We start from the raw sequence: 22,221 nt of genomic DNA on the forward strand, positions 1-22,221 counted from the left end.
GCGCGCCGGGGGGGGGGGGGTGCTCCCCCCCCCCCCCCCCGGGCCCCGCGGGGGGCCCCCCCCCCGGGGGGCCCCCCCCCCGGGCCCGGGGGCCCCCCCCCCGCGCCCCCCGGCTATTCGTGGTTACTTACGGCCTTTTCGTGCCGTGGCCTTGGTGGCCTTCTTGGCCGGAGCCTTCTTGGCCGCCGTCTTCTTGGCGGTGGCCTTCTTGGCCGGAGCCTTGGTTGCGGCCTTGCGGGCCGGAGCCTTGGCCGCCGTCTTCTTGGCGGTCGCCTTCTTCGCCGGAGCCTTGGCCGCAGTCTTCTTGGCCGCCGTCTTCTTGGCCGCGGCCTTGGTTGCGGCCTTCTTCGCCGGAGCCTTCTTGGCCGCCGTCTTCTTGGCGGCGACCTTCTTGGCCGGAGCCTTGGCAGCCGTCTTCTTGGCGGCGGCCTTGGTGGCCTTCTTGGCCGGCGACTTCTTCGCCGCCTTCTTCGCGGCCGTGGTACCGGCACCGGCGCCACGCTTGACCGCGAGACCCTCGGACGGGACGCGCTGCGCGCCAGACACAATCGCCTTGAACTGCGCGCCCGGCCGGAACGCGGGGACAGACGTCGGCTTCACCTTGACCGTCTCACCGGTGCGGGGATTGCGGGCCACGCGCGCGGCGCGACGGCGGCGCTCGAACACGCCGAACCCGGTGATGGTGACGCTCTCACCCTTGTGGACGGCACGCACAATGGCATTGACGAAATGCTCCACGGCTTCTGTCGCCGACCGACGGTCGGTGTCCAATTCCTTTGTGAGCACCTCGATGAGCTCTGCTTTGTTCATCCAATCCCTCCGAAACCAGTGGCCCTCCTTGAGCCGACTAGAGCACACGGTAAACCCTGATACCACTGATATCCAAGAGCCACGCGCAATTTCAGATGAGATTATCGGCCAATTCCGCAATCCGGTTCCCGCCCTTGGCCGCTGACGAGAGGCGTTCAATCAACCGGAAATAGGCTTCCGGAGACCGTCACGAGACGGTCACGAGGCCGGCAAGGTCCGCGGTTTCCAGTCCGGCCGGGCCGCCTCAAAAGAATCGATTTCGTCGAGTTTCCGCAGCGTAAGGCCTATATCGTCAAGCCCTTCGGACAGTCGCCAGGCGGTGTAGTCGTCAATAGTGAACGCCACCACCGACGTTCCGGCGGTGATATTCCGATCTTGAAGATTGACAGTGATTTCCAGTCCGGGGCTTGCCTCGATGAGTTTCCAGAGCAGTTCCACGTCGTCCTGGGCCACCTGGGCCGCCAGCAACCCCGCCTTGCCGGCGTTTCCGCGGAAGATGTCGGCGAAACGCGAGGAGATCACCACCCGGAAGCCGTAGTCGAGCAGTGCCCACACCGCGTGTTCCCGCGATGAACCGGTGCCGAAGTCCGGCCCGGCAACCAGCACCGAACCTTGGTCGAACGGCTTGAGATTCAGGATGAACGACGGGTCGGTGCGCCAGGTGGCGAACAGGCCGTCCTCGAATCCGGTCCGGGTGATGCGCTTCAAATAGACCGCGGGAATGATCTGATCGGTGTCGACATTGGACCGCCGCAGCGGGACGCCGATTCCGGTATGGGTGTGAAAAGCTTCCATGACTAAACTCCTTTAAATACCGTGGCAGTCAGTTCAAGTCGGCAGGGGCCGACAGCGTCCCGCGGACCGCGGTGGCGGCGGCCACGACCGGAGACACCAGGTGGGTTCGCCCGCCTTTGCCTTGCCGGCCCTCGAAATTGCGGTTGGAGGTCGACGCGCAGCGCTGTCCCGGAGCGAGCTGATCCGGGTTCATTCCCAGGCACATCGAGCAGCCGGGCTGACGCCATTCGGCACCGGCGGCGGTGAAAACCTCAGCGAGCCCTTCGGCTTCGGCCTGGTTACGCACCCGCATCGATCCCGGCACGACGAGCATCCGCACCCCCTCGCAGACCTGCCGACCCCGCAGTACGTCGGCCACCGCGCGCAGATCCTCGATCCGTCCATTGGTGCACGACCCGACGAACACCGTGTCAACCGCGATCTCACGCATCGGCGTCCCGGGGCGAAGGTCCATGTAGGCCAACGCCTTCTCCGCGGCCCGCCGCGCGGCCTCGTCGGTGATCGTCTCCGGATCGGGCACCGCCGCACCCAGCGGCACCCCCTGGCCGGGGTTGGTGCCCCAGGTGACGAACGGGGTCAGTGCCGAGGCGTCCAAGAAGACCTCGGCGTCGTACACCGCACCGGGGTCGGTGCGCAGACGGTCCCAGTAGGTCACCGCGGCATCCCAGTCCGCGCCGGCCGGCGCATGCGGGCGGCCCCGCAGATACTCGTAGGTGGTCGCATCGGGAGCGACCATCCCGGCCCGGGCGCCGGCCTCAATGCTCATGTTGCAGATCGTCATCCGGGCTTCCATCGACAGCGCCTCGATGACACTGCCCCGGTATTCGATGACGTAGCCCTGGCCGCCGCCGGTTCCGATCTGGGCGATCACTGCCAGGATGATGTCCTTGGCGGTGACCCCCGCCGGCAATTGACCGCCTTCCCCTTCTACGGTGACCGCCATCGTCTTGAACGGCCGCAGCGGCAACGTCTGGGTGGCCAGCACGTGTTCGACCTCCGAGGTCCCGATGCCCATCGCCAGCGCGCCGAACGCACCGTGGGTCGAGGTGTGGCTGTCACCGCAGACCACGGTGGTGCCGGGCTGGGTGAGACCCAGCTGCGGCCCGATGATGTGCACGATGCCCTGGTCGATGTCGCCCATCGGGTGCAACCGGATGCCGAACTCGGCGCAGTTGTGCCGCAGCGTCTCGACCTGGGTACGCGACACCGGGTCGGCGATCGGCTTGTCGATGTCGATCGTCGGAACGTTGTGGTCCTCGGTGGCGATGGTCAGATCCGGGCGCCGCACTGCGCGGCCGGCCAAGCGCAGACCCTCGAACGCCTGCGGACTGGTTACCTCATGAACGAGGTGCAGATCGATGTAGATCAGGTCGGGTTCGGTTCCGCCGCCGGAGACCACGACGTGGTCGGCCCAGACCTTTTCGGCCAGGGTGCGAGGTTGCTGCGTCATTACCATTCTCACATTCTGAGACGTTAGTATCTAGATATGGGACAGCATAGCGGCATCGGCGTTTTGGACAAAGCCCTGGTGGTGCTGCACACGGTCGCCGAATCGCCGTGTGGGCTCGCCGAACTGTGCGATCGCACCGGCCTGCCTCGCGCGACCGCGCACCGCCTGGCCGCCGGACTCGAGGCGCACCGGCTGCTCGGGCGCGACGATGACGGCCGCTGGCAGATCGGTCCCGCGGTCACCGAACTGGCGGCCCGCGCCGATGATCCGCTGCGCGCAGCCGGCGCCGCGGTGCTGCCGCGGCTACGGGAGATCACCGACGAGAGCGTTCAGCTGTACCGCCGCGAGGGCTCCGCGCGGGTCTGCGTGGCAGCGCTGGAACCCCCTGCGGGGCTGCGGGACACGGTTCCGGTCGGCGCCCGGCTGCCGATGACGGCCGGCTCGGGAGCCAAGGTTCTCCTGGCCTACGCCGAACCGGCGCTCCAGCAAGAAGTGCTGGCGGAGGCCAAGTTCACCAGCCGCACCCTGGCCGACGTGCGCCGGCGCGGCTGGGCGCAGAGCGTCGCCGAGCGCGAACCGGGTGTGGCCAGCGTCTCAGCGCCGGTGCGCGACCAGCGCGGCACGGTGGTGGCGGCCATCTCGGTGTCGGGTCCGATCGACCGGATGGGACGACGCCCCGGCGCGCGCTGGGCGGCTGCACTGCTCGCGGCCGCCGAGGCACTCACCGCCCGGCTGTGACCCAGCCGCGTACGCCGTTGGCCACGCACCTGCCAGACTGCTGGGATGGGAACCAACCAGCGCGCGCAGATCGTCATGACCGACGCCGAGGTCGCCGACTTCGTCACCAGCCACCGCACCGGAACGCTGGCCACCATCGGCCCCGACGGCCAGCCGCACCTGACTGCGATGTGGTACGCGGTGCTCGACGGCGAGATCTGGCTCGAGACCAAGGCCAAGTCGCAGAAGGCGGTCAACCTGCGCCGCGATCCGCGCGTGAGCTTCCTGTTGGAGGCCGGCCAGACCTACGACACCCTGCGCGGGGTGTCGTTCGAAGGAGTCGCCGAGATCGTCGACGACCCGGAGACCTGCTTCCGGGTCGGCGTCAGCGTCTGGGAGCGCTACACCGGGCCCTACAGCGACGAGATGAAGCCGGGCGTCGAGGCGATGATGAACAACCGGGTGGCTGTGCGCATCGTCACACGGCGCGCCCGGTCCTGGGACCACCGCAAGCTGGGGCTGCCGGCGATGCCGCTGGCCGGTTCGACCGCGCCGACGAGCGCCTGAGCCCGCCCGAAATCCACAAAGGCCCGCACCTTGGTGCGGGCCTTTGATTTGTACCCCCGATGGGATTCGAACCCACGCTACCGCCGTGAGAGGGCGGCGTCCTAGGCCGCTAGACGACGGGGGCTAGAACATTTACGGGTTGTCAGCATAGCCCAACCCCAACGGCCCGCCTAATCGCTTGCGGCGGACCGGTTTTTGCTGGGGTACCAGGACTCGAACCTAGAATGGCTGAACCAGAATCAGCTGTGTTGCCAATTACACCATACCCCATTGGCTAGCCATAACCGCTGGTCACAGTGCCGGTCGGGCACTTCGAGCCAGCCGCTGTGGGCCGACGTGCAGACTACCAAACTTCTACCGCGAAGTACTCATCGCGCTTACCCGACGCCGTTACGGGCCGCCCGCAACCGCGCCAGGCTGCGTTCTGCGCCCAGCAGTTCCAGTGACTCGAACAGCGGCGGGCTGACCAACCCGCCGGTGACCGCGACCCGGACCGGACCGAACGCCTTACGCGGTTTGAGCTCCAGAGCCTCCAGCAACGCGGCCTTCAGCGCAGCCTCGATGGCCTCGGTGGTCCAGTCCCCCACCCCCTCCAGCGCGGCGATGGCGGCGTCCAGGACGGGGCCGGCCTCAGGCCCCAACTCCTTGGCGACCGCGCGCGGGTCCAGCGCGTAGGCGTCGTCGTTGAAGAACTTCAGCAGTCCCCAGGCGTCGCCGAGCACCACGATGCGGGTCTGCACCAGCGCCGCGGCCGTCGCAAAGGCGGCGCCGTGCAACCCGGTGTCATGACCATGGGTGTCGAAGTAGGCGCGCAGTCGGGTGGTGAAGTCTTGCGCGTCCAGCATCCGGATGTGCTCGGCATTGAGCGCATCGGCCTTCTTCTGATCGAACCGGGCCGGGTTGGAGTTGACGTCGGCCACATCGAAGGCAGCGACCATCTCGTCGAGACCGAAAACGTCGCGGTCGTCAGCGATCGACCAGCCCAGCAGCGCCAGGTAGTTCAGCAGCCCTTCGGGGATGAAGCCGCGGTCGCGGTGGGCGAACAGATTCGACTGCGGATCGCGCTTGGACAACTTCTTGGTTCCTTCGCCCAAAACCGTTGGCAGGTGCGCGAACTCCGGAATACGGTCGGCCACGCCGATGCGCATCAAGGCCTGATACAGCGCGATCTGCCGGGGGGTGGACGGCAGCAGGTCCTCACCGCGCAGCACATGGGTGATCTTCATCATCGCGTCATCGACCGGGTTGACCAGCGTGTACAGCGGATCCCCGTTGGCGCGGGTCAGCGCGAAATCGGGAACGGTGCCCGCCGGGAAGGTCGTCGGCCCGCGAACCAGGTCGTTCCAGCCCAGCTCGGTATCGGGCATCCGCAACCGCACGACGGGCCGGCGCCCCTCGGCCAGGTAGCCGGAACGCTGGTCATCGGTGAGGTCCCGGTCGAAGTTGTCGTAGCCCAGCTTGGGATTGCGGCCGGCGGCCAGGTGACGGGCTTCGACCTCGTCCGGCGTCGAAAAGGCCTCATAGGCCTCGCCGGCCGCCAGCAGCTGGGCAACCACGTCGCGGTGGATGTCGGCGCGTTGCGACTGCCGGTAGGGGCCGTAGGGACCGCCCACTTCGGGCCCCTCGTCCCAGTCCAGCTGCAACCAGCGCAGCGCGTCGAGCAACGCCAGATAACTTTCCTCGCTGTCGCGCTGCGCATCGGTGTCCTCCACCCGGAAGACCAAGGTGCCGCCGGTGTGCCGGGCGTAGGCCCAGTTGAACAGTGCGGTGCGGATCAGGCCGACGTGCGGTGTGCCGGTCGGAGATGGGCAGAACCGAACGCGAACAGCGGGTGCGGTCACGACTTTCCTTTGCGGATAACCGGATTAGTGAGGGTTCCGATGCCTTCGACGGAGACGGACACGGTGTCGCCGTGTTCGATGGGGCCGACGCCGTCGGGGGTGCCGGTGAGGATGAGGTCGCCGGGCAGCAGGGTCATCACCGCCGAGATCCACTCCACGATGGCGCCGATGTCGTGAATCATCAGCGAGGTCCGGCTGTCCTGCTTGACCTGCCCGTTGACCTCGGTGCGGATCGCCAGGTCGGTCGGGTCGAGGTCGGTGACGATCCACGGCCCGACCGGGCAGAAGGTGTCGTGCCCCTTGGCCCGAGTCCACTGGCCGTCGGATTTCTGCTGGTCCCGCGCCGACACGTCATTGCCGATGGTGTAGCCCAGGATGTTGTCGCAGGCCCGGGCCGCCGGAACGTCCTTGCACGGCCGCGAGATCACCACGGCCAGCTCGCCCTCGTAGTGGACCGGGGACGCATTGGCGGGCAGTTGAATCGGCACGTTCGGCCCGACGATCGCGGTGTTGGGCTTGAGGAACATGGTTGGGTTGGCCGGTGCGGCGCTACCCATCTCGGCGATGTGGGCCGCATAGTTCTTGCCGATGCAGACCACCTTGCTGGCCAGGATCGGGGCCAGCAGGCGCACGTCGGCCAGCGGCCAGGACCGGCCGGTGAACTCCGGTGTGCCGAACGGGTGCTCGGCGATTTCGCGAGCGGTCATCGCGGTCATGTCATCGGGCCGGTCCGGGTCACACTCCACACTGACGAAGGCGACGCCGTCCGGGCTGGCAATTCGGCCTAGGCGCATTCGAGCAAGCCTAGTGTTCGTGGCCAGCAGACACCGACTGGCATGTGGAACCATGACCAGGTGTCCACGGAGTCGATCAGCAGTGCTGCACGCTGGTCGGTGATGATCGTGGCGTTGGTGGCGACGCTGTGCTCGTTCGTGTTCATCAACGGCATCGCCTTCGTCATCCCGATGCTGGAGACCAAGCGGGACACCAATCTCGCGATGGCGGGTCTGCTGGCCTCGATGCCCAGCTTCGGCATGGTGCTGACGCTGTTCGCCTGGGGCGCCCTGCTGGACCGCATCGGCGAGCGGATCGTGTTGTCCGTCGGCTCCGCGCTGACCGCGCTGGCCGCCTTCGGGGCCGCGTCGATGCACTCACTGGTCGGGGTCGGCGCGTTTCTGTTTCTGGGCGGCATGGCCGCCGCCAGCGCCAACAGCGCCAGTGGCCGGCTGGTGACCGGTTGGTTCCCGCCGCACCAGCGCGGGCTGGTGATGGGGATCCGCCAGACGGCGCAGCCGCTGGGAATCGCCCTGGGAGCCGAGGTGATTCCGGAACTGGCCGAGCACGGTCTGGCGCGGGCGCTGATGTTCCCCGCGACGCTGTGCGCGGTGGCGGCGGTGGCGTGTGCCATCGGGGTGGTCGATCCGCCGCGGCGACCGCGGTCGGCGGCGACGGGCGCCGAGTTGTCCAACCCCTACCGCGGCTCGAAGGTGCTGTGGCGCATCCATGTGTCCTCGGCGCTGCTGATGGTTCCGCAGTGTGTGCTGGCCACCTTCATGCTGGTGTGGCTGATCGTCGACACGGACTGGTCGATCGCCGCCGCCGGCAGCCTGGTGACGGTGTCGCAGTTGCTCGGCGCCGCCGGGCGGGTGCTGGCCGGCCGATGGTCCGACCGGGTGCACTCGCGGCTGCGACCGATCCGCAGCCTAGCCGTCGCCGGGGCGGTGGCGATGGTGGTGCTCGGGGTGACCGATCATCTGCACTCCCACCTGGCCGAAGCCGCGATGGTCGTCGCGGCGGTGATCAGCGTGCTGGACAACGGGCTGTCGTCGACGGCGGTCGCCGAGATGGCCGGGCCGTACTGGAGCGGACGCGCACTGGGCACGCAGAACACCACCCAGCGCCTCACCGCCGGAATCGCGCCCCCGGTGTTCGGTGCATTGATCGGCGCCATCGGCTACCCCTTGGCCTTCGCGCTGTGCGGGCTGTTCCCGCTGGTTGCGTGGCGGCTGGTGCCGGTCCGCGCCGAGCCCGAGGGCCGCTCGGTGCTCGAGGCGCTGCGCACGCTGCGGGTGCCGCCCGGCCCGCCGCCCGACCCGTCGGTGAATCCGTGATCGCCTGCCCCGTACCGTCGATCAGATGACGGACCCGGCTGACATTCATCTTCGGACACCGACTGTGGCGGACGGCCCGGCCCTGTGGCAGATGGCCGTCGACAGCGCGACCCTCGACGTCAACGCGCCCTACGCCTACCTGCTGTGGTGCCGCGACTTCGCCGCCAGCTCGGTGATCGCCGAGGTCGGCGGCGAGCCGGCCGGCTTCGTCACCGGCTACCGCCGCCCGCAGCAGCCCGCAACGCTGATGGTCTGGCAGGTGGCGGTGAACGACGCGCACCGCGGCATAGGCCTGGCCGGCCGGATGCTCGATCATCTGGCGGCCGACCTGGTGGCCGACGGCGGCACGCACCTTGAGACGTCAATCACACCGGACAACGAGGCCAGCCGCCGTCTTTTCGGCGCTTTCGCGCGCCGCTGGGAGGCCGCCCTCGAGTGCTCCGAGCTGTTCGGGGCGGGTTTGTTCCCCGAGTCCCACTTGGCCGAGGAGCTGTTTCGGATCGGCCCGTTGCGGGTAGACACGCCACGTCGGTAGCAGCATCACAAGGTTGAGATAACAATTTGGTCTCGGTAAGGTCGCGACCGCGCAAAGTGAGCCCCGGCAAGGCAGCCGGGGGCATCCGAGCGGGGTGGTAGGTCGAGCCGAGATCACCCGCGGCACGAGTTTTAAATCGACCTGTCGTTCCGTTCCGTTGTATGTGACCGACGGACGGAGGAAGCCATGAGCATTTTCGAAAGCCTTGAATCCGAAGTACGGAGTTATTGCCGGTCCTGGCCGGTGACATTCGACCGGGCCAAAGGTTCCCGGATCTGGGACGTCGACGGCACCGAATACGTGGACTTCTTCGCCGGCGCCGGGGCGCTGAACTACGGCCATAACCATCCGGACCTGAAGGCGCCGTTGCTGGAGTACCTCAGTTCGGACCGGGTGGTGCACAGCCTCGACATGAACACGGTGGCCAAAGGTCAGTTCCTGGAGCGGTTCGAGGAGGTGATCCTCAAGCCGCGCGGGCTGGATTACAAGGTGCAGTTCCCCGGCCCCACCGGAACCAACGCGGTGGAGTCGGCGCTGAAGCTGGCCCGCAAGGTCACCGGCAAGGAAAGCATCATCAGCTTCACCAACGCGTTCCACGGTATGACGCTGGGTTCGCTGAGCGTCACCGGCAACTCGATGAAGCGCGGCGGCGCCGGCATCCCGCTGGTGCATGCCACCCCGATGCCCTACGACAACTACCTCGACGGCGTCACCCCCGACTTCATCTGGTTCGAGCGACTGCTGCAGGACAGCGGCAGTGGGCTCAACGAGCCGGCCGCGGTGATCGTCGAGACGGTGCAGGGTGAGGGCGGAATCAATGTCGCCCGGCTGGAATGGCTGCACGGGCTGGCCGAACTCTGCAAGCGCCACGAGCTGCTGCTGATCGTCGACGATGTGCAGATGGGCTGCGGGCGCACCGGGCCGTTCTTCAGCTTCGAGGCGGCCGACATCGAGCCGGACATCGTCTGCATGTCCAAGTCGATCAGCGGATACGGCCTGCCGATGGCGCTGACGCTGTTCAAGCCCGAGCTCGACGTGTGGGAGCCCGGCGAGCACAACGGCACCTTCCGCGGCCAGAACCCGTCGTTCGTCACCGCCACCGCGGCGCTGAACTTCTGGACCGACAACCTGCTGGAAAAGCAGGTGATCCGCAAGGGCGAGCAGATCGAACAGGCGCTGACCGAGGTGATCGAGCCCTTCGACGGGGTCCAGACCCGCGGTCGTGGGCTGATCCGCGGGGTGGCGTTCGACCGGCCCGAGTTGGCCGGCGCGGTGCAGAAGGAGGCGTTCGCTCGCGGCCTGCTGTTGGAGACCTCCGGACCGGAGGGTGAGGTGGTGAAGATGATGCCGCCGTTGGTCATCGACGACGACGACCTGGCCGAAGGCCTGACGATCGCGGCCCATGCGATCGAGGCTGTCGCCGCTAAAGAACTCACTACCTCAGGAGCCAAAGGATGATCGTTCGTACCCTCGCCGAGATCAAGGGCACCGACCGCGACGTGCAATCCAAGACCTGGAACAGCCAGCGGTTGCTGCTGGCCCGTGACGGGCAACGGTTCTCCATGCACGAGACCATCCTGTACGCCGGTACCGAGACCTCGATGTGGTACGCCAACCACGTCGAGGCGGTGTACTGCGTCGGCGGCGAAGGTGAGCTGATCAACGAGGAGACCGGTGAGGTGCACCCGCTGCGCGACGGCACCCTCTACCTGCTCGACGGGCACGAACACCACCGTGTTTCGGCCCACACCGACCTGCGCATGGTGTGTGTGTTCGACCCGCCGGTCACCGGTCAGGAGGTACACGACGAAACCGGCGCCTACCCCCTACTCACCGAGGAAACCCAGGAGACCGCTTCGTGACGACGGCCGTCACCGACCACTACCCCACCCGCAACAACGTCACCCTCGGCATCGAGCCGCGACACGACCCGGTGGTCTGGGGCGCGGCGGCCAACAGCGGGCCGCTGCCGGCGGCCGAGGTCGAGGCGTTCGATGCCGATGGATTCCTGGCCGTCGACGCCCTGGTGGACGCCGACGTGGTTGCCGACCTCCGCAATGAGCTGGACCGGCTGCGCGCCGACCCGGTGCTGGCGGCCGACGAGCGCTCGATCTGCGAGCGGGACAGCGGGCAGATCCGGTCGGTCTTCGAGGTGCACCGGATCAGCCCGGCGTTCGCCGCGCTCGTCGCCGACCCGCGTCTGGTCGGCCCGGTCCGCCAATTGCTCGGCTCGGAGGTCTACGTGCACCAGAGCCGGGTCAATTTCAAGCCGGGCTTTAACGGCCGGGAGTTCTACTGGCACTCCGACTTTGAGACCTGGCACGCCGAGGACGGCATGCCTGCCCCGCGGGCGATCAGCGTCTCGGTGGCCCTCACCGAGAACCTGGACAGCAACGGTTCGCTGATGATCATGCCGGGATCGCACCGCTGGTTCGTGTCCTGCCCGGACGAGACGCCGCCGGATCACTACCGTTCGTCGCTGAAGCAGCAGGAGATCGGCACACCCGACGACGACAGCCTGACCTGGATGGCCGAGCAGCACGGCATCCGCCAGATCACCGGCCCGCCCGGGTCGGCGGTGTTCTTCGACAGCAACTGCATGCACGGGTCGAGCAGCAACATCACCCCGTATCCGCGCTCGAACGTCTTCATCGTCTACAACAGCGTGGAGAACACTCTGGTGGAGCCGTTCGGCGCCGCCGCCCCGCGGCCGACCTTCGTCGCCAGCCGCACCTTCGACCCGGTGTAGGGACTGCTGTGGCGCGTTTCCTGTCGATCACGCTGACCGGCCGTGGCGTGTCGTGCCGCGCGCGGCTGCTCGACGACGAGGCGCCCCGGACCTGCGCCCTGGTCTGGGAGGCGTTGCCGCTCGCCGGCCAGGCCTACCACGGCAAGTACGCCCGCAACGAGGTCTACACGCTGTTGCCGCCGCTGGGCGACCCGGGGCGGGAGAACACCACGGTGACGCCGATCCCCGGCGACGTCTGCTTCTTCGGCTTCGACGCCGGCGACATCGGTAACCCCGCCTACGGTTACGACGAAGGCGGACAAGGGAAATCACCGATGGGCGCGACCGACCTGGCTATCTTCTACGGCCGCAACAACCTGCTGCTCAACGGTGACGTCGGTTGGGTGCCCGGCAATGTGTTCGCGACGATCGAAGAGGGTTTGGCCAAGATGGCGGCCGCGTGCAACGACCTGTGGATGGCCGGCGCGGTCGGCGAGCGACTGGCCTTCGCCCGCGCCTAGTTACCCCCTTCCCGGTTACCCCCTTCCCGCGAGCGTGCGTGTCCCCGGCCGACACGCCGTGCGGTTTACCGTTTTTGCGCACGCTCGCGTGAAAGGGGAACTCGTCAGAGGCCAAGCACGCGCTCGGCGAACAGTCCGGCCGCCAGCACCAGGTCGTCACTGTGCCGCGGACCGACGATCTGTAGGCCGATCGGCAGACCCTCGGCGGTCTTACCGATCGGGATACTCAGCGCCGGCTGCTGAGTCATGTTGAACGGGTAGGTGAATGGCGTCCACTGGGCCCACCAGCGCAGGCCCGAATCGATCGGCACGTCGTGCCCGGCGGCGAAGGCCGGGATCGGCACCGTCGGCGTGAGCAGCAAATTGTGGCGTTCGTGGAAGCGCCCCATGGCCATTCCCAGGTCCACGCTGACCTGACGGGCGGCCAGATAGTCGACAGCCGACACCGCCAGGCCTCGGTCCCACATCTCGGCCAGGCCGGAATCGACCAGCCCGCGGTCCTTTTCGTGGCCGCGCAGGCTGCCGGCCGCCCCGGTCGCCCACAGCACCTCGAAGGCATCGATCGGATCGGCGAAACCGGGATCGGCGACCAGGACGTTGAGTCCGGCGACGGCGAGCGCCTGCACCGCCGCGGCAACCGCGGCCTCGATCTGCGGGTCGACGTCGACATAGCCAAGCGTCGGCGAGTAGGCGACGTCCAGGCCGACCACCTCGCGCCGGACTTCGCCACGGTAGGTGGTCAGGGTCGGCGGTAGCGACGTCGGGTCCCGGTGATCGGGTAGCGCGATGATGTCCATGAGCACTGCGGCGTCCTCGACGGTCCGGGTGAGCGGCCCGGCGTGGGCCAATGGCCCGAACGGGCTGATCGGATACATCGGGACCCGTCCGTGGGTGGGCTTGAAGCCGACCACGCCGCAAAAACTCGCCGGGATGCGGATGCTGCCCCCGCCGTCGGTGCCGATCGCCAACGGCGCCATCCCGGCGGCCACCGCGGCCGCGCTGCCGCCCGACGACCCACCCGCGGTGCACGTGGTGTCCACCGGGTTGCGGGTGATGCCGCTCCGGGGGCTGTCGGTGACCCCCTTCCACGCCAGCTCCGGGGTGGTGGTCTTGCCCAGCAGCACCATGCCGTCGTCACGCATCTTGCCGACCGCCGGGCTGTCGTCGGGCCACGGCCCGGCGGCGTCGGCAAGCAGCGATCCGCGCAGGGTGGGCCACCCGGCGGTGCGGAACACGTCTTTGACCGCGACCGGCACCCCGTCGAGCAGGCCCTTGGTGTAGTTGCCGCTCCAGCGTGCTTCGGACTTACGGGCCGCCGACAGGGCGGCCTCCTCGTCGACCAGGCAGAAGGCGTTGACCTCGCCATCGCGCTCGGCGATCGCCGCGATCGCCGCGGCGGTTGCCTCAACCGGCGAGAGCTCACCGGAGGTGTAGGCGGCAACCAGTTGCAGCGCGGTCAGTTCGGTGGGATGAGTCATGTGCACGCCTCCTCAACCGGTTCCGTTCGGCGTGGTCGTCGACGGCGCGTAACCGCGGCGTTTATCGATGACGTTGTGCAGCGGCTGGCCGGACACGTACCGCCGGAAGTTCGCAATGAACTGTTGCTGCAAGGCGTTTCGCCAACCCGTGATGTCGCCACTGTGGTGCGGGGTCAGGCGCACGCCCGGAGCGCTCCACAGCGGGTGGTTCGGCGGCAGCGGCTCGGGGTCGACGACATCGAGCGCCGCGCCGGCAAGGGCGCCGGCGTGCAGGGCCGACACCAACGCCTCGGTGTCGATCAACTCACCGCGACCGACGTTGATCAGCCGGGCGGTCGGGCGCATCGCGGCCAGCGCGCCGGCGTCGACCATGCCGCGGGTCTGCGGCGTCAATGGCGCGGCCAGCACCACGTAGTCGGCATCGGCGACCGCGGCCGGCACGTCGGTGGTGATCGCCCCGAAGTCGGGATCCGCACGCGCTGAACGCCCGACGCCGCGTACCGACATTCCGACCGCACGCAGCAGCCGCGCGATGGCCCGGCCGACCGGCCCGGGGCCGACGATGGTGACCGACGCACCGGCGACCCTCTCGGTGTCGAAGTGTTGCCACCGCCGGTCGCGCTGGGCCTCCCCGGACCGCCGGAAGTCCTTGGCGAAGGCCAGGATCTGTCCCAGCACGTATTCGGCGATGGGCTCTTCGAAGATGCCGCGGGAATTGGTGACCACGACGTCGCTGTCGATCAGGCCGTCGAACAGCACCGCGTCCACCCCGATGGCGGCAACCTGAACCCAGCGCAGCGCATCAACGGCCGGCCACACCGATTCCAGTGCCGGAGAGGAGAAGTCGTACAGGAACAGCACGTCGGTGCCGGTGATCGCCCCGGCCAGCCGCGCCGACGGAACCATCCGCAGCTCGGCGTCTGCGCTGATCGATTCGAGTAGGGCGGGAACCGACTCTCCGTGCTGGACGGTTACCACCGGCCGCGCGTCCACATTGACACGGTAAAAACCGATCGTATGATTGTCAACAATCCAGGGCTGGCCTGGGGGTGGAACGTCAGTATGGGGAAACCCATGGATCTGTCCCTGTTTCCGGGAGTGCCGGATTTCGACGGGCTGGTCGATCAGCGCGATGTCGGCATCATCGCGCCCTTCGATCTGGCGATCGAGCGTGAGCTGTGGCGCTGGATCCCCGCCGAGGTGGCGCTGCACCTGGCGCGCACCCACTACGAACCGGTGCCGGTGAGCCGGGCGATGGCCGAACTGGTCTCCGACACCAACCACCTGCAGGCCGCCACCCGCGACGTTCTGCACGTCGAGCCGGAGGTGGTCGCCTACCTGTGCGCATCGGGCAGCTTCATCCGCGGCGTCGACTACGAGAAGACCCTGGTCACCGCGATCGAAACGGCGGGCGCCGAGGCCGCGGTCACCACCTCGGGGGCACTGGCCGAGGCGCTCATCGCGCTGGACATCTCCCGGGTGTCCGTGCTGACCCCCTACGACGCCGAACTCACCGATCTGCTGCGGGCATTCTTGACCGAGCTGGGGGTGACCGTGCTGCACTCGGATCACCTCGGCCTGGGCGGCGGCATCTGGAAGGTGAACTACCGGACGGTGGCCGAACGGATTCTCGCCGCCGACCGTCCCGACGCCCAGGCGATCTTCGTCAGCTGCACCAATCTGCGCACCTACGACATCATCGCGCCGCTGGAGGAGATGCTCGGCAAGCCGATCCTGACGGCGAACCAACTGACGATGTGGGCGTGCCTGGGCCGGATGAACCTGCCGATGATGGGCCCCGGCAAATGGCTGCGGGACGTCTTCACCGGAGCCCCGCCATGAGCGGCGTCGGCTGCGTGGGTTTTATCTATCCTGATCACGCCGCGGAATCCGACTACGGCCACGCCGGCCGGCTGCTCGGGATAGAACTACCCGTCGTGCACATCTACGGCACCGACCTGCACGCCGTGCCGGAGCTGATGGATCTCGGCAGCCCGGCCAAGCTCGCGCAGGGCGCCGCGCTGCTGGCGCCGCGGCGGCCCGCCGCCGTGGTCTGGGCCTGCACCTCGGGCAGCTTCGTGTTCGGCCCCGGCGGCGCCGCCGACCAGGTCGACCGGCTGGCCGCCGAGGCCGGGGTGCCCGCCTCGAGCACGTCGTTCGCCTTCGTACACGCCCTGGCCGCTTTGGGCTGCCGACGCGTTGCGGTCGCCGCCAGCTATCCGCGCGACATCGCCGAACTGTTCGCGGATTTCATCGCCGCCCATGGTGTCACCGTTGCGGCGATGGGAGATGCCGGTATCCCCACCGCCGCCGAGGTCGGCCGCCTCACCCGGTCGCAGATCCGGGACCTCGCGCTGGGCAATGACGTGCCGGGCACCGATGCGCTGTTGATCCCCGACACCGCCATGCACACCATCGCCCAGGTCGACGAGCTCGAGCGGCTGCTCGGCAAGCCGGTGCTGACCGCCAACGCGGTGACGGTGTGGGAGGGTCTGCGCATCGCCGGAATAGCGGGGCGGGCAACGGGTCTCGGCAAGTTGTTCGAGGTCAGCCCATGACACTGTCACGAGACGCCGGGTTCGAGCCGTTGAGCAGGCCCTCCACGCCGGAGCTGATTGCCGAGCGGCTCCGCGCGGCGATCATCCGCGGCCGGCTGGCGCCGGGCCAGCAGCTCGGCGAGGCGAGTTTGGCCGCGCAGTTCGAAGTGTCCCGCGGTCCGTTGCGCGAAGCGATGCAGCGTCTGGTGGCCGAGGGGCTGCTGCGCAGCGAACGCAATCGGGGCATCTTCGTCGTCGAGCTCACCGACGACGACGTGCGCGATGTCTACCAGGCACGCAAGACCATTGAACGGGCCGCCGTGACCGAAGTGCTGCACGGCGATCCGGGGGCCGCCGCGACCCGGCTGCGCGCACCGGTGGAGGCCATGCGGGTTGCCGCCACCCGGGGTGACGAGGCCGCAGTGGCCGACGCCGACCAGGAGTTCCACGAGGTGCTCGTCGATTGTGCGGGCAGCCCACGGTTGCACCGGGCGATGCGCACCCTGTTGTCGGAGACCCGGATCCTGCTCGGCGAACTCGAAGAGGCCTACCCCGACCTGGGTGAACAGGTCACCGAACATGTGGTGTTGCGCAAGGCGATCGGCGACGGCAACGAAGCCGTCGCGATCCGGCTGATCGAGGAGCACATGGACGATGCGGTCCGCCGGCTGCTGGTGCGGCGTGCGACGATCACCGGGTGACCGCTGACGCGATAAGTAGCGCGCGCCGCTGGTCGATCCTGGGATTGGCACTGACGGCCACCATGTGCGCCAGCGTGTTCATCAACGGTGTGGCGTTCCTCATCCCCACCCTGCACAGCGACCGCGGCCTGGATCTGGCTCGGGCCGGGCTGCTGTCCTCGTTGCCGAGCTTCGGTTTGGTGATGACGCTGATCGCCTGGGGTTATCTGGTGGACCGGCTGGGTGAGCGGCTGGTGCTGGTAACGGGCTCGGCGCTGACCGCGCTGGCGGCATTCGGAGCCGCGACCGCTTCTTCAGGGGGCTCGCTTACCGCGACCGGCGCCTTCCTGCTGCTGGGCGGAATGGCGGCGGCCAGCAGCAACACCGCGAGCGGCCGACTGGTGGTGGGATGGTTTCCCGCGCATCAGCGCGGCATGGCGATGGGCATCCGACAGACCGCACAACCCTTGGGAGTCGCGCTGGGCGCCTTGGTGATTCCGCGCCTGGCCGAACACCACGGCATCGGCGTGGCGTTGCTGTTCCCGGCTGCGGTGTGTGCGGTGGCGGCGCTGGCCTGCGCGGTGGGGGTAACTGACCCGTCTCGTCCACCGCGCACCGGCGCACCGCCCGAGCACCTGGCCAACCCCTACCGCGGGTCGGTGTTGCTGGTGCGGATCCACGCGATGTCGGTGCTGCTGGTGGTGCCGCAGGTCATGGTGTGGACGTTCATGCTGGTGTGGCTGATGTCCGAGCGGGGCTGGTCGGCTGGCGCGGCCGGCGTCCTGGTCACCGTCAGCCAACTGTTGGGAGCGGCAGGCCGGATCGGGGCCGGACGCTGGTCGGATCGGGTCGGGTCCCGGCTACAGCCGGTGCGCACCATCGCCGTCGCCGCTGCGCTGACCATGCTGGCGCTCGCGGTGGCCGCCTGGGCCGGCTCGCCGATCAGTGTGGCGCTCATCGTGGTGGCGTCGGTGATCACGGTGTCGGACAACGGATTGGCGTTCACCGCGATCGCCGAGATCGCCGGCCCATTCTGGAGTGGGCGGGCGTTGGGCGCCCAGAACACCAGCCAACACTTCGCGGGCGGGTTGGCGCCGCCGTTGTTCGGCACCCTGATCGGCGTGGCCGGCTATCCCCTGGCGTTCGCGGTCTGCGCGCTGTTCCCGCTGGCCGCGCTGCCGGTGGTGCCCGCCGACCCCGAAGAGCGAACGCGGAATGCTTAGAGCAGTCCCAGGATCCGGTCGCCGGTGGCGACGGTGGACAGCTTCTGCCCGCCGCGGGTAGCCAGGTGCTTCTCGACGGCCGCGTCCACCCGGTCGGCGGCGGCGTGCTCACCGATGTGGTTGAGCAGCATGGCCACTGACGTCACCGCCGCGGTCGGGTCGGCGATGCCCTGCCCGGCGATGTCGGGGGCGCTGCCGTGCACCGGCTCGAACATCGACGGATTGGCTCCGGTGGCGTCGATGTTGCCGCTGGCCGCCAGCCCGATTCCGCCGCACACCGCCCCGGCCAGGTCGGTGATGATGTCGCCGAACAGGTTGTCGCTGACGATCACATCGAACCGGCCGGGATCGGTGACCAGGTAGATGGTGGCGGCGTCGACGTGGGTGTAGGCCGTCTCGACGTCCGGATAGTCCTTGCCGATCTCGGCCACCGTGCGCGTCCACAGCGACCCGGCGTAGGTCAGCACATTGTTCTTGTGCACCAGGGTCAGGTGCTTGCGCCGGGCGCGCGCCTTCTCGAACGCGAAGCGCACCACCCGAGCCACGCCGTAGGCGGTGTTGACGCTGACCTCGGTGGCGACCTCGTGCTCGGTGCCGACCCGCAGCGCCCCGCCGTTGCCGGTGTAGGGGCCCTCGGTGCCTTCGCGCACCACCACGAAGTCGATGGCCGGCGGATCGGCCAGCGGGCTTGTCACCCCCGGGTAGAGCCGGCTGGGGCGCAGGTTGACGTGGTGGTCCAGGGCGAACCGGGCGTGCAGCAACAGGCCGCGCTCGAGCACGCCCGAGGGCACCGACGGGTCGCCGATCGCCCCGAGCAGGATCACGTCGTGGCCCCGGAGTTCGTCGAGCACCGAGTCCGGCAGCACCTCACCGGTGGCGTGATAGCGCTTGGCGCCCAGGTCGTAGCTGGTCTTCTCGGTGCCGGGCAGCACCGCGTCGAGCACCTTCACGGCTTCGGCGATGACCTCCGGGCCGATGCCGTCACCGGGGATGACCGCGAGTTTGACGCTCATGACAGGTCGACCTGCTCAATCACGTTGGCGCTGACGGCCGCACTGATCGCCGACTGCACCTCGGCGGGCACCGGGCGGTCCACCCGCAGCAGGATCGTCGCCGCCGGCCCCTCGGCGTCTTCGGAGAGCTGCGCGGCATGGATGTTGATACCCGCCGATCCCAGCAGGGTGCCGATCTTGCCCAGCGCGCCGGGCTGATCGGAGTAGTTGATGATCAGGTTGACGCCCTCGGCCCGCAGATCGAAGTTGCGGCCGTTGACGGTGACGATCTTCTCCACCAGCTGCGGACCGGACAGCGTGCCGGCCACCATGACCGCCGACCCGTCGGCGGTGACGGCCCGCAGTTCGACGACGCTGCGATGGTTGGGACTTTCGGAGGCGGTGCCGATCTCGGCGTCCACCCCGCGGTCGGCGGCCAGGGCCGGCGCGTTGACGAACGTCACCGGGTCCTCGATGACCGCCGAGAACAGTCCGCGCAGGGCCGAAAGCTTCAGTATTCCAACATCTTCGGACGCCAGCTCGCCGCGTACCTGCACGCTCAGGGAGACCGGCGGCCCATCGGAAAGCACGCCGGCCAGCAGGCCGAGCTTGCGCACCAGGTCCAGCCAGGGTGCGACCTCCTCGTTGACCGCGCCGCCGCCGACGTTGACCGCGTCCGGCACGAATTCGCCGGCCAGCGCCAGCTTCACGCTCTTGGCGACATCGGTGCCGGCCCGGTCTTGTGCCTGGGAGGTGGAGGCGCCCAGGTGCGGGGTCACCACCACCTGCGGCAGGTCGAACAGTGGCGAGTCGGTGCACGGCTCGGTGGCGAACACGTCCAGGCCGGCGCCGCGGACATGGCCGCCGGCGATGGCCTCGGCCAGGGCGGCCTCGTCGATCAGCCCGCCGCGGGCGGCGTTGACGATGATCACCCCCGGCTTGGTCTTGGCCAGCGCCTCCTTACCGATCAGGCCCGCCGTCTCGGGGGTCTTGGGCAGGTGCACCGAGATGAAGTCGGCGCGGGCCAGCAGCTCATCCAGCGACAGCAGCTCGATGCCCAGCTGGGCGGCCCGCGCGGCCGACACGTACGGGTCATAGGCGACGATGTGCGCGCCGAACGCGGCCAGGCGCGCCGCGACCAGCTGGCCGATCCGGCCCAGTCCGACCACGCCGACGGTGTGGTCGAAGATCTCGGTGCCCGAGAACGACGAGCGCTTCCACTCGCGGCCGTGCAGGGAGGCGTTGGCGGCCGGGATTTGTCGGGCGGCGGCCAGCATCAGCGCGATCGCGTGCTCGGCGGCGCTGTGGATGTTCGAGGTCGGAGCGTTGACCACCAGCACGCCGCGCGCGGTGGCGGCGTCGACGTCGACGTTGTCCAGGCCGACACCGGCGCGCGCCACGATCTTGAGCTTGGTGCCGGCGGCGAGTACCTCGGCATCGACGGTGGTTGCCGAGCGCACCAGCAAGGCGTCGGCGTCGGGGACGGCCGCCAGCAGCTTCTCCCGGTCCGGGCCGTCGACCCAGCGCACTTCGACCTGGTCACCCAGGGCGGCCACGGTGGATTGGGAAAGTTTGTCAGCGATCAGAACCACGGGCAGAGTCACCCGAACAGCCTAACGATGGCTGCCTGGACGCCGAAGCCGGGCGGTCACGCCCTCGCCACGAGCCGCGGGACGGTCGGTTCACCCGGGGTCAGGCGAGTCGAGCGGAAGTGGGCCTTGATGCCAGCGACCCAGCGCCGGCACCGCTCGGTGAGCCGATAGTCCTTGGTCTGCAGGTGCCCGCGGGTGACCAGCACGCCGAGTTCGGCGCCCTTGCAGCGCACATCGCCGGGCGCCGCGATGCGCATGTAGAACGCCTCCGACTCGTCCATCAGCGAAGCCCAGTCGTTGGCGGGACGGGCAAACAACACCCGTCCGTCGTCGTCGAGCCGCCACACCCCGGTGCGCGGCGTCGCGGTCAGCAGCTCGACGTGCGAGGAGGTCTCCCAGATCATCAGCTGCCCCCAGACGTCGTCGTCGCCGTAGCCGCGTTCCCAGCGCGAGTTGAGCTCGTCGACGTCGAGGTCGTATTCCACGTCCAGGTATTCGAGCAGGTGGAACAGGAACAACGGCACGTCGGCGTAGGCCTCGGTGGTCAGGTTCGTCATCGGGCTCACTCCGCTCAGACGGGGATTCACCTCGCCGAGATACAGCTCGCCGGAGTCCAGGTCGCGCAGCAGGTCCACCTCGAAGTAGCCACGGTATCCCTCGCGCCCCAAACAGCCGCCCAGCTTGCTCACCATCTCCCGCGCGGCGTGCGTCTGCGGCGGTGTCAGCGCCCCGCGCCACACGTCATTGCCGCACCACCCGCCCTTGTACGGGGTCAGCTCTGAATAGCCGACCAAGCTGGTCATGGCCGGGCCGACCACGGTGCCGTGCCGGGTCAGCGCGCCCTCCAGGCACACCTCGACATTGCGGATGCGCTTCATCACCTTGAGTTCCTGTCCGACTAGGGCCTCGGCATACCGGTCCCAGTCGCGTTGGCCGCGCAGAAAGTACGTCGTCGTGCCGGCGTCGCCGTAGGCGGCCTGGACGACGAGGTTCTCCCCCAGCCCGGCACCGTGGGCCAGCGCCAACAGGTCGTCATAGGAACCGGCCCGCCCGATCACATGGGGCACGCTCGACACGCCCGCCTGCTGAGCCAGGCGCGTCATGACGATCTTGGAACCCAGACGATGCCGCAGCTCCCATCCCGGCTGCATGACCTCCAGCTCCACTTCGTGGGCCAGAGCCTGGGTCGCCTCGTCGAGCATCACGAAGCAGGCCTTGCCGCCGGGCCCTTGGTGCGCGATGAACTCGAGTGTCTCCGGATCACGCAGCAGGTAATTGCACACATCCTGCATGGAGTCGAAGTCCATCCGGTTGCGCCGGCGGGGGACGAACACCCGCGGATGCTCGCCTTCGAACGAGTCGAAGTACGTCAGGTAGAAGAAGTTGCGCACCCAGCGGTCGATGCCGAGCAGGTTGAACGGGGTCGGCGAGATGAAGTACAGCGGGACGGTGTTGGTGTGAAAGAACGCGCGGATGTCGGACAACCCGCGCAGCGGGGGGCGCGGCTCGGGCTGCGACCCACCGGCGTGCATCCCTCAAGTCTGCACCGGCCGCCGTGCATAGCGAGAAAATCGGCCCCGACCGCCGCGCGAGCGTGCGTAGTCCCGGTCTCGGCACGGAGTGTCGGACCGGGGACACGCACGC

22 protein-coding genes and 2 tRNA genes are annotated in these 22,221 nt (G+C 68.5%); 12 read left to right on the forward strand and 12 right to left on the reverse strand.

Going from position 1 to position 22,221, the window contains the following annotated elements:
• Window positions 1–123: 123 nt before the first annotated feature.
• The 3 genes from A5771_RS07635 to leuC all read right to left on the reverse strand — a co-directional run bounded on the left by A5771_RS07635 (window position 124) and on the right by leuC (window position 3,061).
• Window positions 124–810 (reverse strand): HU family DNA-binding protein, encoded by a 687-nt coding sequence (locus A5771_RS07635; RefSeq protein ID WP_064854616.1) that lies wholly within the window; start codon window positions 808–810, stop codon window positions 124–126.
• 198 nt (window positions 811–1,008) lie between these two features.
• Window positions 1,009–1,605: a 3-isopropylmalate dehydratase small subunit gene (gene leuD / locus A5771_RS07640; protein WP_064854617.1), complete on the reverse strand. Its 597-nt coding sequence runs from the start codon at window positions 1,603–1,605 to the stop codon at window positions 1,009–1,011.
• A 28-nt stretch (window positions 1,606–1,633) separates the two neighbouring features.
• Entirely contained in the window at window positions 1,634–3,061 is a 1,428-nt protein-coding gene (gene leuC / locus A5771_RS07645; protein ID WP_064854618.1) for a 3-isopropylmalate dehydratase large subunit, read from the reverse strand.
• A 30-nt stretch (window positions 3,062–3,091) separates the two neighbouring features.
• Here leuC and A5771_RS07650 point away from each other — a divergent pair, with 30 nt between their 5' ends.
• Window positions 3,092–3,793 carry an IclR family transcriptional regulator gene (locus A5771_RS07650; RefSeq protein WP_064854619.1) on the forward strand — a complete coding sequence of 234 codons (702 nt, stop codon included), beginning with the start codon at window positions 3,092–3,094 and terminating at the stop codon, window positions 3,791–3,793.
• Window positions 3,794–3,838: 45 nt separating this feature from the next.
• Window positions 3,839–4,339 carry a pyridoxamine 5'-phosphate oxidase family protein gene (locus A5771_RS07655; RefSeq protein WP_064854620.1) on the forward strand — a complete coding sequence of 167 codons (501 nt, stop codon included), beginning with the start codon at window positions 3,839–3,841 and terminating at the stop codon, window positions 4,337–4,339.
• A gap of 51 nt (window positions 4,340–4,390) precedes the next feature.
• On the opposite strand, the gene A5771_RS07660 is transcribed toward A5771_RS07655, so the two are convergent.
• From A5771_RS07660 to A5771_RS07675, 4 genes are all read right to left on the reverse strand, one after another.
• Window positions 4,391–4,463: transfer RNA gene (locus tag A5771_RS07660), tRNA-Glu, on the reverse strand.
• Window positions 4,464–4,537: 74 nt separating this feature from the next.
• Window positions 4,538–4,609: transfer RNA gene (locus A5771_RS07665), tRNA-Gln, on the reverse strand.
• Between the two features lie 107 nt (window positions 4,610–4,716).
• A complete protein-coding gene (gltX, locus tag A5771_RS07670; protein WP_064854621.1) occupies window positions 4,717–6,180 on the reverse strand; it encodes a glutamate--tRNA ligase in 1,464 nt (487 codons plus the stop codon).
• Window positions 6,177–6,974 carry a fumarylacetoacetate hydrolase family protein gene (locus A5771_RS07675; RefSeq protein WP_064854622.1) on the reverse strand — a complete coding sequence of 266 codons (798 nt, stop codon included), beginning with the start codon at window positions 6,972–6,974 and terminating at the stop codon, window positions 6,177–6,179. The genes gltX and A5771_RS07675 overlap by 4 nt, the downstream gene beginning before the upstream one ends.
• Window positions 6,975–7,034: 60 nt before the next feature.
• Here A5771_RS07675 and A5771_RS07680 point away from each other — a divergent pair, with 60 nt between their 5' ends.
• The 6 genes from A5771_RS07680 to A5771_RS07705 all read left to right on the forward strand — a co-directional run bounded on the left by A5771_RS07680 (window position 7,035) and on the right by A5771_RS07705 (window position 12,075).
• Window positions 7,035–8,291, forward strand: a complete 1,257-nt coding sequence (locus tag A5771_RS07680) for an MFS transporter (RefSeq protein ID WP_064854799.1) — start codon at window positions 7,035–7,037, stop codon at window positions 8,289–8,291.
• Window positions 8,292–8,316: 25 nt separating this feature from the next.
• A complete protein-coding gene (ectA, locus tag A5771_RS07685; RefSeq protein WP_064854623.1) occupies window positions 8,317–8,826 on the forward strand; it encodes a diaminobutyrate acetyltransferase in 510 nt (169 codons plus the stop codon).
• 186 nt (window positions 8,827–9,012) lie between these two features.
• The gene (gene ectB, locus A5771_RS07690) at window positions 9,013–10,284 is read left to right on the forward strand and encodes a diaminobutyrate--2-oxoglutarate transaminase (RefSeq protein WP_064854624.1); all 1,272 of its coding nucleotides are present in this window, start codon (window positions 9,013–9,015) and stop codon (window positions 10,282–10,284) included.
• The gene (locus A5771_RS07695) at window positions 10,281–10,688 is read left to right on the forward strand and encodes an ectoine synthase (RefSeq protein WP_064854625.1); all 408 of its coding nucleotides are present in this window, start codon (window positions 10,281–10,283) and stop codon (window positions 10,686–10,688) included. The genes ectB and A5771_RS07695 overlap by 4 nt, the downstream gene beginning before the upstream one ends.
• On the forward strand, window positions 10,685–11,575 hold the full coding sequence (gene thpD / locus A5771_RS07700) for an ectoine hydroxylase (RefSeq protein ID WP_064854626.1): 891 nt from the start codon (window positions 10,685–10,687) through the stop codon (window positions 11,573–11,575). Before A5771_RS07695 ends, thpD begins: the two co-directional genes overlap by 4 nt.
• Before the next feature lie 8 nt (window positions 11,576–11,583).
• The gene (locus A5771_RS07705; protein ID WP_064854627.1) at window positions 11,584–12,075 is read left to right on the forward strand and encodes a DUF3830 family protein; all 492 of its coding nucleotides are present in this window, start codon (window positions 11,584–11,586) and stop codon (window positions 12,073–12,075) included.
• Between the two features lie 104 nt (window positions 12,076–12,179).
• On the opposite strand, the gene A5771_RS07710 is transcribed toward A5771_RS07705, so the two are convergent.
• Both A5771_RS07710 and A5771_RS07715 read right to left on the reverse strand, forming a co-directional pair.
• The gene (locus tag A5771_RS07710; RefSeq protein WP_064854800.1) at window positions 12,180–13,553 is read right to left on the reverse strand and encodes an amidase; all 1,374 of its coding nucleotides are present in this window, start codon (window positions 13,551–13,553) and stop codon (window positions 12,180–12,182) included.
• Window positions 13,554–13,565: 12 nt separating this feature from the next.
• Entirely contained in the window at window positions 13,566–14,546 is a 981-nt protein-coding gene (locus A5771_RS07715; RefSeq protein ID WP_064854628.1) for a D-2-hydroxyacid dehydrogenase, read from the reverse strand.
• Window positions 14,547–14,627: 81 nt separating this feature from the next.
• Here A5771_RS07715 and A5771_RS07720 point away from each other — a divergent pair, with 81 nt between their 5' ends.
• Genes A5771_RS07720 through A5771_RS07735 form a run of 4 tightly spaced genes read left to right on the forward strand, consistent with a single transcriptional unit; the run spans window position 14,628 to window position 17,993 of the window.
• Window positions 14,628–15,395: a maleate cis-trans isomerase family protein gene (locus A5771_RS07720; protein ID WP_064854629.1), complete on the forward strand. Its 768-nt coding sequence runs from the start codon at window positions 14,628–14,630 to the stop codon at window positions 15,393–15,395.
• Entirely contained in the window at window positions 15,392–16,111 is a 720-nt protein-coding gene (locus A5771_RS07725) for a maleate cis-trans isomerase family protein (protein ID WP_064854630.1), read from the forward strand. The genes A5771_RS07720 and A5771_RS07725 overlap by 4 nt, the downstream gene beginning before the upstream one ends.
• Window positions 16,108–16,791 (forward strand): GntR family transcriptional regulator, encoded by a 684-nt coding sequence (locus A5771_RS07730; RefSeq protein ID WP_064854631.1) that lies wholly within the window; start codon window positions 16,108–16,110, stop codon window positions 16,789–16,791. The genes A5771_RS07725 and A5771_RS07730 overlap by 4 nt, the downstream gene beginning before the upstream one ends.
• Window positions 16,788–17,993 carry an MFS transporter gene (locus A5771_RS07735; RefSeq protein WP_064854632.1) on the forward strand — a complete coding sequence of 402 codons (1,206 nt, stop codon included), beginning with the start codon at window positions 16,788–16,790 and terminating at the stop codon, window positions 17,991–17,993. Before A5771_RS07730 ends, A5771_RS07735 begins: the two co-directional genes overlap by 4 nt.
• Here A5771_RS07735 and A5771_RS07740 read toward each other — a convergent pair.
• The 3 genes from A5771_RS07740 to A5771_RS07750 are packed head-to-tail and all read right to left on the reverse strand — an operon-like array spanning window position 17,990 to window position 22,109.
• Entirely contained in the window at window positions 17,990–19,006 is a 1,017-nt protein-coding gene (locus tag A5771_RS07740) for a 3-isopropylmalate dehydrogenase (protein ID WP_064854633.1), read from the reverse strand. The genes A5771_RS07735 and A5771_RS07740 overlap by 4 nt on opposite strands.
• Window positions 19,003–20,589, reverse strand: a complete 1,587-nt coding sequence (serA, locus tag A5771_RS07745) for a phosphoglycerate dehydrogenase (protein ID WP_064854634.1) — start codon at window positions 20,587–20,589, stop codon at window positions 19,003–19,005. The genes A5771_RS07740 and serA overlap by 4 nt, the downstream gene beginning before the upstream one ends.
• Before the next feature lie 44 nt (window positions 20,590–20,633).
• On the reverse strand, window positions 20,634–22,109 hold the full coding sequence (locus tag A5771_RS07750) for a biotin carboxylase (protein ID WP_064854635.1): 1,476 nt from the start codon (window positions 22,107–22,109) through the stop codon (window positions 20,634–20,636).
• Window positions 22,110–22,221 lie beyond the last annotated feature (112 nt).

The organism is Mycolicibacter sinensis (assembly GCF_001667375.1).
Lineage (GTDB): Bacteria > Actinomycetota > Actinomycetes > Mycobacteriales > Mycobacteriaceae > Mycobacterium > Mycobacterium sinense_A.